The sequence below is a fragment of the Aureimonas mangrovi genome, assembly GCF_014058705.1.
Taxonomy (GTDB): domain Bacteria; phylum Pseudomonadota; class Alphaproteobacteria; order Rhizobiales; family Rhizobiaceae; genus Aureimonas; species Aureimonas mangrovi.
Genome location: NZ_CP059692.1, coordinates 1,658,055 through 1,670,940, shown reverse-complemented (window position 1 = coordinate 1,670,940; position 12,886 = coordinate 1,658,055). Strand labels below are relative to the sequence as shown.

Sequence of the window (12,886 nt, the reverse complement as noted above, 5' to 3'; positions counted from 1 at the left end):
CGCCGGACCTGACGGCCCGACTGGCTCAGAAGTTGAGACCGCCCTCGCGAGCGGCGTCGGCCAGCGCCTTGACGCGGCCGTGATAGATGAACGAACCACGATCGAAGACGACGTCGGTGACGCCGGCATCCTTCGCGCGCTCGGCAACGAGCTTGCCCACCGCCGTGGCGGCGGCAACGTCGGCGCCGGTCTTCAGGTCGCCGCGCAGCTTGACGTCGAGCGTCGAGGCGGCCGCGAGGGTGCGACCTTCTACGTCGTCGATCACCTGAACGTAGATGTTCTTCGAAGTGCGGTGGACCGAGAGGCGCGGACGCCCGTTCGCCACCTTCTTGAGCGAACGGCGGACGCGGGAAGCGCGGCGCCGCAGCAGATCTTTCTGTGTAGCCATGATCGCGTGCCTTACTTCTTCTTGCCTTCCTTGCGAACGATCTGTTCGCCGGCGTAGCGCACGCCCTTGCCCTTGTACGGCTCGGGCCCGCGATACTCGCGGATCTCCGCCGCCACCTGACCGACGCGCTGCTTGTCGATCCCGGTGATGACGATTTCGGTCGGACGCGGCACCGCCACCGTGATGCCTTCCGGCACCTGGTAGACGACGTCGTGGCTGAAGCCGAGCGCCAGCTGCAGGTTCTTGCCCTGCATGGCGGCGCGGTAGCCGACGCCCTGGATCTCGAGACGCTTCTCGAAACCGTCCTTCACGCCCGTGAAGATATTATTGATCATCGTGCGGGACATGCCCCACTTGGAGCGTGCCTCCTTCGACTGATCGCGCGGGTCGACCTTGACGCCACCCTCTTCCATCTTGACCAGCACCTCGTCGTTCACCACGAACGAGAGCTCGCCCTTCGGGCCCTTCGCCTTGACCGTCTGACCGTCCACGGAGGCGGTCACGCCTGCCGGAACAGTGACCGGCTTCTTACCAATACGAGACATCGTAAAACCTGTCGGTTCGCGTCTGCGCTGAGATCGACCCTACCGCGTCAGAAGACGCGGCAGAGGACCTCGCCGCCGACATTCTGTTCACGGGCGCTGTGGTCGGCCATCACACCCTTGGGCGTGGAGAGCACCGAGATGCCAAGACCGTTCGCAACGTTCGGGATCGTCTTCGAAGAGACGTAGACGCGGCGGCCGGGCTTGGAGACGCGGGCGATCTCGCGGATCACTGGCTGGCCCTCGTAGTACTTGAGCTCGATGTTGAACTCGGCGGTGCCGTTCTCAAACGTCGTCTCGGTGTAGCCGCGGATGTAGCCCTCGTCCTTCAGGACGTCGAGCACGCGCGCGCGCAGCTTGGAAGCCGGCGTCGCCACCGTGTTCTTGTTGCGCAGCACCGCGTTGCGGATGCGGGTCAGCATATCGCCGAGCGGATCGGACAAAGCCATTTCAAACCCTCCTTACCAGCTCGACTTCACGACGCCGGGAATCTGGCCATTGTTGCCGAGGTCCCGGAGCGCGATACGGCTCATCTTGAGCTTGCGGTAATAGGCGCGCGGGCGGCCCGTCACTTCGCAGCGGTTGCGCACGCGCACCTTCGAGGAGTTGCGCGGCAGTTCGGCGAGCTGGAGCTGCGCACGGAAACGGTCTTCCATGCTCGCGCTCTGGTCGGTCGTGATCTTCTTCAGCGCCTCGCGCTTCGCAGCGTACTTCGCCACCAGCTTCTCGCGACGCTTGTTCTTCTCGACAGCGCTCTTCTTGGCCATGTCTAAGGTTCCTTTTCGCCTGCCGTTACTGGCGGAAGGGGAAGTTGAGCGCCTTCAGAAGGGCCCGTGCTTCCTCGTCGGTCTTCGCCGTCGTACACACGATGATGTCCATGCCCCACATCTGATCAACCTTGTCGTAGTTGATCTCGGGGAACACGATGTGTTCCTTGATGCCCATGGCGAAATTGCCGCGGCCATCGAAGCTCTTGGGGTTCAGCCCGCGGAAGTCGCGCACGCGCGGCAGGGCGATCTGAACGAGACGATCGACGAACTCGTACATCCGGTCCTGGCGCAGCGTGACCTTCGCGCCGATCGGCATCCCCTCGCGAACCTTGAAGCCCGCGATGGAATTGCGCGCCTTGGTGATCACCGGCTTCTGGCCGGCGATCTTGGCGAGGTCTTCCGCAGCGACCGAAGGCTTCTTCGAATCACCCGTCGCCTCGCCGACGCCCATGTTGATCACGACCTTCTCGAGCCGCGGCACCTGCATCTGATTGGAGTACTTGAACTCCTCGAGCAGCGCCTTGCGGATCTCGTCGCGATAGACCGCCTTGAGGCGGGGTTCGTAAGCGGCCTCAGCCATCGATCTGATCTCCCGTGGTCTTGGCGAAGCGCACCTTCTTGGCGTTCTCGCCCTCGCCCACGATCTTGAACCCGACCCGCGTCGCCTTGCCGTTCTTGTCGGTCAGCGACAGGTTCGATAGGTGGATCGAGGCTTCCTTGTTGATGATGCCCGCTTCCTGGGAAGCGGTCTGGCGCTGGTGGCGCTTGACCATGTTGACGCCGCGCACGAGCGCGCGATCGTCCTTGGGCATCACCTGGATGACCTCACCGGTGCGGCCCTTGTCCTTGCCGGCGAGTACGACGACGGTGTCGCCTTTGCGAATCTTCTGCATCGGTCCGGTTCCTCAGAGCACTTCCGGCGCCAGCGAGATGATCTTCATGTGGTTCTTACCGCGAAGCTCGCGGGGAACCGGGCCGAAGATACGGGTGCCGACCGGCTCTTTCTTGTTGTCGATCAGGACGGCGGCGTTGCGGTCGAACCGGATCACCGAACCATCGGCGCGACGGATGTCCTTGGCGGTACGCACCACCACGGCCTTCATCACATCGCCCTTTTTCACGCGGCCGCGCGGAATGGCTTCCTTGATCGAGACGACGATGACGTCGCCGACCGAGGCGTACTTCCGCTTCGAGCCGCCCAGCACCTTGATGCACATGACACGACGGGCGCCGGAATTGTCCGCCACATCGAGGTTAGTCTGCATCTGAATCATGTCAGGCCGCCTTCACATTGCGATCCGGGCGGCGTCCATGCGGCGCCTGCCCGGCGGTGGTCTTCAGTTGGACGCCGCCTCGTTGGCGACGACGGTCCAGGTCTTGTCCTTGGAGATCGGACGGGTCTCCTCGATGGAGACGATGTCGCCGACCTTGTACTGGTTCGTCTCGTCGTGCGCCTTGTACTTCTTCGACCGGCGCACGGTCTTCTTGAACAGCGGGTGCGTGAAGCGACGCTCCACGAGCACCACGACGGTCTTGTCATTCTTGTCGGAGACGACGGTCCCCTGCAAAACGCGCTTTGGCATCGTTGTCTACCCTCAGGCCTTGTTCTCGGCCGTCTTCTGACGGGCGATGGTCTTGATCCGCGCGATGTCGCGACGGATCTCCTTCACGCGCGCCGTGTTCTCGAGCTGGCCGGTGGCCCGCTGGAAGCGCAGGTTGAACTGCTCCTTCTTCAGCGAACCGAGCTGGTCGTTCAGCTCGTCCTGGGTCTTGGTCCTGATATCGGACGGCTTCATCTTCGCTCTCCTTACTCGGCGATGCGCTGGATGAAGCGCGTACGGATCGGAAGCTTGGCAGCACCAAGACGCAGCGCCTCGCGGGCGACGTCCTCGGCAACACCGTCGATCTCGAACATGATGCGACCCGGTGCGACGCGGGCCGCCCAGTACTCGATCGCACCCTTGCCCTTACCCATGCGGACTTCGGTCGGCTTGGCCGTGACGGGCAGGTCCGGGAAAATCCGGATCCACACGCGCCCCTGGCGCTTCATCTGGCGCGTGATCGCGCGGCGAGCCGCCTCGATCTGCCGCGCGGTCACCCGCTCCGGCTCCAGCGCCTTCAGGCCGAAAGCACCGAAATTGAGCGTCGCTCCGCCCTTGGCAGAACCGTGGATCCGGCCCTTGAACGCCTTGCGGAACTTCGTGCGCTTTGGCTGCAACATCTCGTTCTACTCCGAATATGCTCAGGCGTGTTCGCGTTCGCGACGACGCTGGCCGCCACCGCCCGACGCCTCGCCCTCGACCGCACGGCGCTCGGAGGCCATGGGATCGTGCTCGAGGATCTCGCCCTTGAAGATCCAGACCTTCACGCCGCAGACGCCATAGGCGGTGTGCGCTTCGGCCGTGCCGTAATCGACGTCCGCGCGCAGCGTGTGCAGCGGCACACGACCCTCGCGGTACCACTCCATGCGCGCGATCTCCGCGCCGCCGAGACGGCCACCGCAGTTGATGCGGATGCCCTCGGCGCCGAGGCGCATTGCCGACTGAACCGCGCGCTTCATCGCGCGGCGGAAAGCCACACGACGCTCGAGCTGCTGTGCAATCGACTGCGCGACGAGCGTCGCGTCCGTCTCGGGCTTGCGCACCTCGACGATGTTGATGTGCGTCTCGGCGTTGGTCATCGCGGTCAGCTTCTTGCGAAGCTTCTCGATGTCCGCGCCCTTCTTGCCGATCACGATGCCCGGACGCGCCGAGTGGATCGAAACGCGGCACTTCTTGTGCGGGCGCTCGATGACGATCTTGGAGACCGCCGCCTGTTTCAGCTCGTTCAGGAGATAGCGACGGATCGCCAGGTCCTCGTGGAGAAGCTTGCCGTACTCGCCGGTGTTCGCGAACCAGCGCGAATCCCAGGTGCGGTTGATGCCGAGCCGCAGACCGGTCGGATTGACTTTCTGACCCATTACGCGGCCTCCTCTTCAGCCACTTCGCGCACCACGATCGTCAGGTGCGAGAAAGGCTTCTCGACCCGGCTGGCGCGGCCGCGGCCACGGGCGTGGAAACGCTTCATCGTGATCGACTTGCCGACGAACGCCTCGGCGACGACGAGGGCGTCGACATCGAGATCGTGGTTGTTCTCGGCATTCGCGATGGCGCTTTCCAGCGTCTTCTTCACCGTCTCGGCGATCCGCTTGCGCGAGAAGGTCAGGTCGGCGAGCGCCGTGTCGACCTTCTTGCCGCGGATCATCTGCGCGACGAGGTTCAGTTTCTGCGGGCTGACGCGGATCGTACGGGCGACTGCCTTCGCCTCGTTGTCCTTCAGCACGCGCTCGGCCTTGGCCTTGCCCATGATTACTTCCTCTTCGCCTTCTTGTCGGCGCCGTGGCCGTAATAGGTGCGGGTCGGGGAGAACTCGCCGAACTTGTGTCCGACCATGTCCTCGGAAACCGAGACCGGGATGTGCTTGGAGCCGTTGTAGACGCCGAAGGTGAGACCGACGAACTGCGGCAGGATCGTGGAGCGGCGGCTCCAGATCTTGATCACCTCGTTGCGGCCACCGGAGCGGACCTTCTCGGCCTTCTTCAGAAGGTAGCCATCGACGAACGGGCCCTTCCAGACGGAACGTGTCATCTCAAACTACCCTTACTTCTTACGCTGATGGCGCGAGCGCATGATGAACTTGTCGGTCGACTTGTTCGAGCGCGTGCGCTTGCCCTTGGTCGGCTTGCCCCAGGGCGAAACCGGGTGACGGCCACCCGAGGTGCGGCCCTCACCACCGCCGTGCGGGTGGTCGACCGGGTTCATCGCGACACCGCGGACATGCGGGCGGCGACCCAGCCAGACCGAGCGACCGGCCTTGCCGAGATTGATGTTGCCATGATCCGGGTTCGAGACCGCGCCGACGGTGGCGAAGCACGAGCCCGGCACAAGACGCTGCTCGCCCGAGTTCAGGCGCAGGATCGCCATGCCGGCATCGCGGCCGACGAGCTGGGCGTAGGCACCGGCGGAGCGGGCGATCTGACCGCCCTTCTCCGGCTTCATCTCCACATTGTGGATGATGGTGCCGACCGGCATCGCCGAAAGCGGCATCGCGTTGCCCGGCTTCACGTCGACGCCGGACAGGCCCGACACGATCTTGTCGCCTGCGGCCAGACGCTGCGGCGCCAGGATGTAGGCCATCTCGCCATCCTCGTAGCGGATGAGCGCGATAAAGGCCGTGCGGTTCGGGTCGTACTCAAGACGCTCGACCGTCCCGACAACATCGAGCTTGCGACGCTTGAAGTCGATGACGCGGTAGGTGCGCTTGTGACCGCCACCCTGGTAGCGAGCCGTGATGCGACCGGTGTTGTTGCGGCCGCCCTTCTGGGTCAGGCCTTCGGTCAACTGCTTGACCGGCTTGCCCTTCCACAGACCCGAGCGGTCGACGATGACGAGCTGGCGAAGGCTCGGCGTGACCGGTTTGAAGTTCTTCAATGCCATGATCTTATCCTCGCCCTGCCCTTAGAGCCCGGTCGAGACGTCGATGCTCTGGCCCTCGGCCAGCGTCACGATCGCCTTCTTCTGGTCGCTCTGGCGGCCCGGACGGCCCCGGAAACGCTTCGTCTTGCCCTTGCGGACCAGCGTGTTGACCGCCTTGACCTTCACGCCGAACAGCGCTTCGACGGCCGCCTTGATGGCGGGCTTCGTCGCGGTGCCGGGCACGTTGAAGACGACCTGGTTGTTGTCGGAAGCCATGGTCGACTTTTCGGTGACGACCGGGCTCGTGATGACGTCGTAGTGGCGAAGATCGGTCACTTGAAGCGCTCCTCGAGAGCCTCGACCGCGGCCTTCGACAGGACCAGCGTCTGGCGGCGGAGAATGTCGTAGACGTTGATGCCCTGCACGGGCAGCACGTCGACGTGCGGGATGTTGCGCGCCGAGCGGGCGAAGTTCGCCTCGACCTCGGCACCACCGATGACCAGGGCGTTCGTCAGGCCAAGGCCGGCGAACTGCTGGATCATCGCCTTGGTCTTGCCGTCCGCCGAGGTCAGTTCGTCGACGACGATGAGGCCACCCGACTGAGCCTTGGCCGAGAGCGCATGGCGCAGGGCCAGCGCACGGACCTTCTTCGGCAGATCATGCGCATGAGAGCGCGAGACCGGGCCGTGGGCCTTGCCGCCGCCGCGAAACTGCGGCGCACGGGCCGAGCCGTGACGGGCGCGACCGGTGCCCTTCTGCTTGTAGAGCTTGGCGCCGGTGCGCGCGATCTCGGCGCGGCCGAGCGTCTGGTGCGAGCCCTGCTGACGCTTGGCCAGCTGGTATCGGACCATGCGCTGCAGGATGTCCTCGCGCGGCTCGAGACCGAAGATCTCGTCGGCGAGCGTCACCTTGCCGGCATCATCGCCGTTCAGGGATTTGATCGTGATGTCCATTACTCGGCTCCCTCGGAAGCGTTCGCCTCTTCGGCAGTCGTAGCCGCTGCGGCCTGTCGCAGCGCGGCGGGCTTGGGCGCATTATCCGGCAGCGTCGCCTTGACGGCATCGCGAACGTAGATCCAGCCGCCCTTCGAACCCGGCACCGCGCCGCGGATGAGGATCAGGCCCTTGTCGGCGTCCGTGCGAACGACCTCAAGGTTCTGCGTCGTCACGCGGGTCTGCCCCATGTGACCGGCCATCTTCTTGTTCTTGAAGACCTTGCCCGGATCCTGGCGCTGACCGGTCGAACCGTGCGAGCGGTGCGAGACCGACACGCCGTGCGTGGCACGAAGGCCGCCGAAGTTATGGCGCTTCATGGCGCCTGCGAAGCCTTTACCGATCGAGGTGCCGGTGACGTCCACCAGTTGGCCCGCGACGAAATGGTCGGCCGTGATCTCGGCGCCCACATCGACGAGGTTGTCCTGAGAGACGCGGAACTCGGCGAGCTTCTTCTTCGGCTCGATCGACGCCTGCGCGAACACGCCGCGCATCGCCTTCGAGACGTTCTTGACCTTCGCAAGTCCGACGCCGAGCTGAACGGCGGTGTAGCCGTTCTTCTCCTGGGTCCGCTGACCGACAACCTGCAGGTTCTCGACCTTGAGGACAGTGACCGGCACATGCTCTCCTGCGTCGTTGTAGACGCGGGTCATGCCGACCTTCTGTGCAATTACACCTGAACGCATTTTCTCGTTCTCTCTCCAGAGGAACCTTAGGGGCCGTAACCCGGTCGGTTCATGTCGCTCCTTAGAGCTTGATCTCGACGTCGACGCCTGCGGCGAGGTCGAGTTTCATCAGTGCGTCGACCGTCTGCGGGGTCGGGTCGACGATGTCGAGAAGACGCTTGTGCGTGCGCATCTCGAACTGCTCCCGCGACTTCTTGTCGACGTGCGGCGAGCGGTTCACCGTGAACTTCTCGATACGGGTCGGCAGCGGGATCGGCCCGCGCACGTTGGCACCCGTCCGCTTCGCCGTCGAAACGATCTCGCGCGTGGAAGCGTCGAGGACCCGATGATCGAACGCCTTCAGGCGGATACGGATATTCTGGCCGTTCATTGCATTCGTCCTCTCGTCGGAGCTGCCGTCGGGCGGCACTGTCCGAGCGCTTGAAACTTCTTCAGCCGTTCGAAACGAGCCGCCTACAGGCGACCCAACCGCCCTTTCGGGCATCATCCGGCAGGGCGGCTGCCGCCCCGCCGGATGCTTCTTTCACGCGCAGCTTACTCGACGATGGTTGCGACGATGCCGGCGCCGACGGTACGGCCGCCCTCGCGGATGGCGAAGCGCAGCTTCTCTTCCATCGCGATCGGGACGATCAGAACCACGTCCATCGTCACGTTGTCCCCCGGCATCACCATCTCGGTGCCCTCCGGAAGCGTCACCACGCCCGTCACGTCCGTTGTGCGGAAGTAGAACTGCGGACGGTAGTTCGTGAAGAACGGCGTGTGGCGACCGCCCTCCTCCTTCGTCAGGATGTACGCCTCGGCCTTGAACTTCGTGTGCGGCTTCACCGAACCCGGCTTGCACAGCACCTGGCCGCGCTCCACGCCCTCGCGGTCGACGCCGCGAACCAGCGCGCCGATGTTGTCGCCCGCCTGGCCCTGGTCCAGAAGCTTGCGGAACATCTCGACGCCCGTCACCGTCGTCTTCTTGGAGTCGCGGATGCCGACGATCTCGACTTCCTCGCCAACCTTCACGATGCCGCGCTCGACACGACCCGTCACAACCGTGCCGCGGCCCGAGATCGAGAACACGTCCTCGATCGGCATCAGGAACGGCTGGTCGACCGGACGCTCCGGCGTCGGGATGTAGGCGTCGACTTCCTTCATCAGCGCGCGCACCGCGTCCTCGCCGATCTCCTTGTTGGAGTCCTCGAGCGCGGCCAGCGCCGAACCCTTGACGATCGGAATGTCGTCGCCCGGGAAGTCGTAGGACGACAGAAGCTCGCGAACCTCGAGCTCGACCAGCTCCAGAAGCTCAGGATCGTCGACCTGGTCGACCTTGTTCAGGAACACGACGATCGCCGGGACGCCGACCTGGCGGGCCAGCAGGATGTGCTCGCGCGTCTGCGGCATCGGGCCGTCCGCGGCCGAGCACACCAGGATCGCGCCGTCCATCTGCGCAGCACCCGTGATCATGTTCTTCACGTAGTCCGCATGGCCCGGGCAGTCGACGTGAGCGTAGTGGCGCGCTTCCGTCTCGTACTCAACATGCGCCGTCGAGATCGTGATGCCGCGCGCCTTCTCCTCAGGCGCCGCGTCGATCTGGTCGTACGCCCGGAACTCACCGAAGAACTTCGTGATCGCCGCCGTCAGAGACGTCTTGCCATGATCGACGTGACCGATCGTCCCGATGTTCACATGCGGCTTGTTACGCTCGAATTTGCTCTTGGCCATCGTGGCTCTCCAATTTCACTCGGCCGCTTGCGGCCTTCAGAGGGTTATGCCGTCGCGGAGCCCGCGTCAGGCGTACTTCTTCTGGATTTCTTCGGCGACCTGGTTCGGCACCTGCTCGTAGTGGTCGAACTGCATCGTGTACTGCGCGCGGCCCTGAGACATCGAACGCAGCGTGTTGACGTAGCCGAACATGTTCGCCAGCGGCACCATCGCGTTCACCACGGTCGCGATGCCGCGAGCCTCGGTGCCCTGAATCTGGCCACGGCGGGAGTTGAGGTCGCCGATGACGTCGCCGACATAATCTTCCGGCGTGACAACCTCGACCTTCATGATCGGCTCGAGCAGCTTCGGGCCGGCCTTCTGGATCGCCTCGCGGAAGCCCGCGCGGGCGGCGATCTCGAACGCTAGGACCGATGAGTCAACGTCGTGGAACGCGCCGTCGATCAGTTCCGCCTTGATGTCGACCATCGGGAAGCCCGCGAGCGGGCCGGAGGTCATCACGGATGCGATGCCCTTCTGGACGCCGGGGATGTATTCCTTCGGCACCGCGCCGCCGATGATCTTCGACTCGAACTGGAAGCCCTCGCCGATCTCCGCCGGAGCGAAGACCATCTTGACGCGGGCGAACTGACCCGTGCCACCGGTCTGCTTCTTGTGCGTGTAGTCGACTTCCGCCTGACGGGTGATCGTCTCGCGGTACGCGACCTGCGGGGCGCCGATATTCGCCTCGACCTTGAACTCGCGCTTCATGCGATCGACGAGGATGTCGAGGTGAAGCTCGCCCATGCCGGCGATGATCGTCTGGCCGCTCTCCTCGTCCGTCTTGACGCGGAAGGACGGATCCTCCGCCGCGAGCCGGTTGAGCGCGAGGCCCATCTTCTCCTGGTCGCCCTTGGTCTTCGGCTCGATCGCGATCTCGATGACCGGATCGGGGAATTCCATGCGCTCCAGGATGACCGGCTTCAGCGGATCGCAGAGCGTGTCGCCCGTGGTGACTTCCTTGAGGCCGGCGAGAGCGACGATGTCGCCCGCATAAGCCTCTTCGATGTCCTCGCGCGAGTTGGAGTGCATCTGGAGCATGCGGCCCAGACGCTCCTTCTTGTCCTTCACCGTGTTCTGCAGCGATGTGCCCTTCGACACCTTGCCCGAATAGATGCGGCAGAAGGTGAGCGAACCGACAAACGGGTCGTTCATGATCTTGAAGGCCAGCATCGACAGCGGCTCGTCGTCGGACGACTTGCGCGTGGTCTCACCCTCGGTCTTCGGGTCGATGCCCTTGATCGCCGGCACATCGACAGGCGAAGGCAGGAAGTCGACCACCGCGTCGAGCAGCGGCTGGACGCCCTTGTTCTTGAACGCCGAGCCACACAGGACGGGCGTGAACCAGACATCGCAGGTGCCCTTGCGGATCAGCGCGCGCAGCTCGTCGTTCGACGGCATCGTGCCTTCGAGGTAACGCTCCATCGCGCCCTCGTCGATCTCGACGGCGGCCTCGATCATCGCCTCGCGATACTCCTCGGCCTTCGCCTGGAGATCGGCCGGGATCTCGACGACATCCCACTTCGCGCCGAGCGTCTCGTCGCGCCAGATGAGAGCCTTCATCTCGATCAGGTCGACGAGGCCCTTGAACTCGTTCTCGGCACCGACCGGCAGCTGGACGACGATCGGACGCGCACCGAGGCGCGACTTGATCATCTCAACGCAGCGGAAGAAATCCGCACCCGTCTTGTCCATCTTGTTGACAAAGATCATGCGCGGGACATGATACTTGTCGGCTTGGCGCCAGACCGTCTCGGTCTGCGGCTCGACACCGGCATTGGCGTCGAGAAGAGCGATCGCACCATCGAGAACGCGCAGCGAACGCTCGACCTCGATCGTGAAGTCGACGTGGCCCGGCGTGTCGATGATGTTGAAGCGACGCTTCTTGCCGTCGCGACCTTCCCAGAAGGTCGTCGTCGCGGCGGACGTGATCGTGATGCCGCGCTCCTGCTCCTGCTCCATCCAGTCCATGGTCGCGGCGCCGTCATGGACTTCGCCGATCTTGTGGGACTTGCCGGTGTAGAAGAGAATCCGCTCGGTCGTCGTCGTCTTACCGGCATCAATGTGGGCCATGATGCCGAAATTGCGGTAGTCTTCGATCTTGTATTCGCGGGCCATAGGGCGTCGCCTTTCGGATCTGGAGAGCGGTTACCAGCGATAGTGAGAGAAGGCGCGGTTCGCTTCCGCCATGCGGTGCGTGTCTTCGCGCTTCTTCACCGCGGAACCGCGGTTGTTCGCGGCATCCATGAGCTCGCCGGAAAGGCGATCGACCATGGTCGTCTCGTTGCGGTTGCGGGCCGCCGTGATGAGCCAACGGATAGCCAGCGCCTGACGGCGCTCGGGACGGACATCGACCGGCACCTGGTAGGTAGCACCACCGACGCGACGCGAACGGACTTCCACGTGAGGCGCGACATTGTCGAGCGCCTGATGGAAGATCGCCACAGCGTCCTGGCGAGCCTTGTCCTGAACAGCGTCGAACGCACCGTAGACGATACGCTCGGCGGTCGACTTCTTGCCGTCGTACATGATGGCGTTCATGAACTTGGTAACGACAAGATCGCCGAACTTCGGGTCCGGATTGATCTCACGCTTCTCGGCGGAATGGCGACGGGACATCTATATCGTCTCTTTTCGTCTCGGGCGGTCTACGGTGGCGCTTACTTCGGACGCTTCGCGCCGTACTTCGAACGGCGCTGCTTGCGGTCCTTGACGCCCTGCGTATCGAGCACGCCGCGGATGATGTGGTAACGCACGCCCGGCAAGTCCTTCACGCGGCCGCCGCGGATCATGACCACGGAGTGCTCCTGAAGGTTATGGCCTTCGCCGGGAATGTAGCCGATGACCTCGAAACCGTTCACGAGGCGCACCTTGGCGACCTTACGAAGAGCCGAGTTCGGCTTCTTCGGCGTCGTCGTGTAGACGCGCGTGCAAACGCCGCGCTTCTGCGGATTGGCCTGCAGAGCCGGAACCGTATTGCGCTCCGTCGGACGGACGCGAGGCTTGCGGATCAACTGGTTGATGGTCGGCATCTGGGCCTTCCCTTTTCCTTCAAGAACGTTTCGACACGATCGGCACAACGCATCGCGCAGGGACGTTGCCGTCATACGCGAAACCGGGCATTTAATCCGCCTTGCGGTGGATTGCCCGGACGAAAGCAGAGGACCTTGCGGTCATGCAGCCAGCGATGGTGCGTCTCGTAGAACGAAACCTTGTTTGAGATCGCTGCATCCCGAGCTTGGCGCCCCAGGGAAGATTCGGTCTCACATCGGCTCTGTTGCGGCGTCTTTAACGATTCCATCCGG

22 protein-coding genes are annotated in these 12,886 nt (G+C 64.0%); all 22 read right to left on the bottom strand.

Going from position 1 to position 12,886, the window contains the following annotated elements; translation table 11 throughout:
* Window positions 1–25: 25 nt before the first annotated feature.
* The 22 genes from rplR to rpsL all read right to left on the bottom strand — a co-directional run bounded on the left by rplR (window position 26) and on the right by rpsL (window position 12,613).
* Entirely contained in the window at window positions 26–388 is a 363-nt protein-coding gene (gene rplR, locus H1343_RS07800; RefSeq protein ID WP_185985311.1) for a 50S ribosomal protein L18, read from the bottom strand.
* 11 nt (window positions 389–399) lie between these two features.
* A complete protein-coding gene (gene rplF, locus H1343_RS07795; RefSeq protein WP_185985310.1) occupies window positions 400–933 on the bottom strand; it encodes a 50S ribosomal protein L6 in 534 nt (177 codons plus the stop codon).
* A 47-nt stretch (window positions 934–980) separates the two neighbouring features.
* Entirely contained in the window at window positions 981–1,379 is a 399-nt protein-coding gene (rpsH, locus tag H1343_RS07790; RefSeq protein ID WP_185985309.1) for a 30S ribosomal protein S8, read from the bottom strand.
* 12 nt (window positions 1,380–1,391) lie between these two features.
* Window positions 1,392–1,697 carry a 30S ribosomal protein S14 gene (gene rpsN / locus H1343_RS07785; protein ID WP_185985308.1) on the bottom strand — a complete coding sequence of 102 codons (306 nt, stop codon included), beginning with the start codon at window positions 1,695–1,697 and terminating at the stop codon, window positions 1,392–1,394.
* Window positions 1,698–1,722: 25 nt separating this feature from the next.
* Window positions 1,723–2,280, bottom strand: a complete 558-nt coding sequence (rplE, locus tag H1343_RS07780) for a 50S ribosomal protein L5 (protein ID WP_185985307.1) — start codon at window positions 2,278–2,280, stop codon at window positions 1,723–1,725.
* Window positions 2,273–2,593, bottom strand: coding sequence for a 50S ribosomal protein L24 (gene rplX, locus H1343_RS07775; RefSeq protein WP_185985306.1), 321 nt, complete (start codon window positions 2,591–2,593; stop codon window positions 2,273–2,275). The genes rplE and rplX overlap by 8 nt, the downstream gene beginning before the upstream one ends.
* A gap of 12 nt (window positions 2,594–2,605) precedes the next feature.
* A complete protein-coding gene (gene rplN / locus H1343_RS07770; protein ID WP_185985305.1) occupies window positions 2,606–2,974 on the bottom strand; it encodes a 50S ribosomal protein L14 in 369 nt (122 codons plus the stop codon).
* A gap of 63 nt (window positions 2,975–3,037) precedes the next feature.
* The gene (gene rpsQ, locus H1343_RS07765; protein ID WP_185985304.1) at window positions 3,038–3,283 is read right to left on the bottom strand and encodes a 30S ribosomal protein S17; all 246 of its coding nucleotides are present in this window, start codon (window positions 3,281–3,283) and stop codon (window positions 3,038–3,040) included.
* 12 nt (window positions 3,284–3,295) lie between these two features.
* Window positions 3,296–3,496, bottom strand: coding sequence for a 50S ribosomal protein L29 (gene rpmC / locus H1343_RS07760; RefSeq protein ID WP_185985303.1), 201 nt, complete (start codon window positions 3,494–3,496; stop codon window positions 3,296–3,298).
* Between the two features lie 11 nt (window positions 3,497–3,507).
* On the bottom strand, window positions 3,508–3,921 hold the full coding sequence (gene rplP / locus H1343_RS07755; protein ID WP_185985302.1) for a 50S ribosomal protein L16: 414 nt from the start codon (window positions 3,919–3,921) through the stop codon (window positions 3,508–3,510).
* Between the two features lie 21 nt (window positions 3,922–3,942).
* Complete coding sequence (gene rpsC / locus H1343_RS07750; RefSeq protein ID WP_185985301.1) at window positions 3,943–4,659, bottom strand: 30S ribosomal protein S3; 717 nt, start codon at window positions 4,657–4,659, stop codon at window positions 3,943–3,945.
* Window positions 4,659–5,045: a 50S ribosomal protein L22 gene (gene rplV / locus H1343_RS07745; RefSeq protein WP_185985300.1), complete on the bottom strand. Its 387-nt coding sequence runs from the start codon at window positions 5,043–5,045 to the stop codon at window positions 4,659–4,661. Before rplV ends, rpsC begins: the two co-directional genes overlap by 1 nt.
* Before the next feature lie 2 nt (window positions 5,046–5,047).
* Complete coding sequence (gene rpsS / locus H1343_RS07740) at window positions 5,048–5,326, bottom strand: 30S ribosomal protein S19 (protein ID WP_185985299.1); 279 nt, start codon at window positions 5,324–5,326, stop codon at window positions 5,048–5,050.
* Window positions 5,327–5,338: 12 nt separating this feature from the next.
* The gene (gene rplB, locus H1343_RS07735; RefSeq protein ID WP_185985298.1) at window positions 5,339–6,175 is read right to left on the bottom strand and encodes a 50S ribosomal protein L2; all 837 of its coding nucleotides are present in this window, start codon (window positions 6,173–6,175) and stop codon (window positions 5,339–5,341) included.
* 21 nt (window positions 6,176–6,196) lie between these two features.
* Complete coding sequence (locus H1343_RS07730; protein WP_185985297.1) at window positions 6,197–6,490, bottom strand: 50S ribosomal protein L23; 294 nt, start codon at window positions 6,488–6,490, stop codon at window positions 6,197–6,199.
* Complete coding sequence (rplD, locus tag H1343_RS07725; RefSeq protein WP_185985296.1) at window positions 6,487–7,107, bottom strand: 50S ribosomal protein L4; 621 nt, start codon at window positions 7,105–7,107, stop codon at window positions 6,487–6,489. Before rplD ends, H1343_RS07730 begins: the two co-directional genes overlap by 4 nt.
* Window positions 7,107–7,832, bottom strand: coding sequence for a 50S ribosomal protein L3 (gene rplC / locus H1343_RS07720; protein ID WP_185985295.1), 726 nt, complete (start codon window positions 7,830–7,832; stop codon window positions 7,107–7,109). The genes rplD and rplC overlap by 1 nt, the downstream gene beginning before the upstream one ends.
* 61 nt (window positions 7,833–7,893) lie before the next feature.
* Window positions 7,894–8,202, bottom strand: coding sequence for a 30S ribosomal protein S10 (gene rpsJ, locus H1343_RS07715; RefSeq protein WP_006205468.1), 309 nt, complete (start codon window positions 8,200–8,202; stop codon window positions 7,894–7,896).
* A gap of 164 nt (window positions 8,203–8,366) precedes the next feature.
* Window positions 8,367–9,542: an elongation factor Tu gene (tuf, locus tag H1343_RS07710; RefSeq protein ID WP_185982939.1), complete on the bottom strand. Its 1,176-nt coding sequence runs from the start codon at window positions 9,540–9,542 to the stop codon at window positions 8,367–8,369.
* 66 nt (window positions 9,543–9,608) lie between these two features.
* A complete protein-coding gene (gene fusA / locus H1343_RS07705; RefSeq protein WP_185985294.1) occupies window positions 9,609–11,699 on the bottom strand; it encodes an elongation factor G in 2,091 nt (696 codons plus the stop codon).
* Window positions 11,700–11,729: 30 nt separating this feature from the next.
* Window positions 11,730–12,200, bottom strand: coding sequence for a 30S ribosomal protein S7 (rpsG, locus tag H1343_RS07700; protein WP_185985293.1), 471 nt, complete (start codon window positions 12,198–12,200; stop codon window positions 11,730–11,732).
* 41 nt (window positions 12,201–12,241) lie between these two features.
* Window positions 12,242–12,613, bottom strand: coding sequence for a 30S ribosomal protein S12 (gene rpsL, locus H1343_RS07695; protein WP_039192521.1), 372 nt, complete (start codon window positions 12,611–12,613; stop codon window positions 12,242–12,244).
* Between the last annotated feature and the right edge of the window lie 273 nt (window positions 12,614–12,886).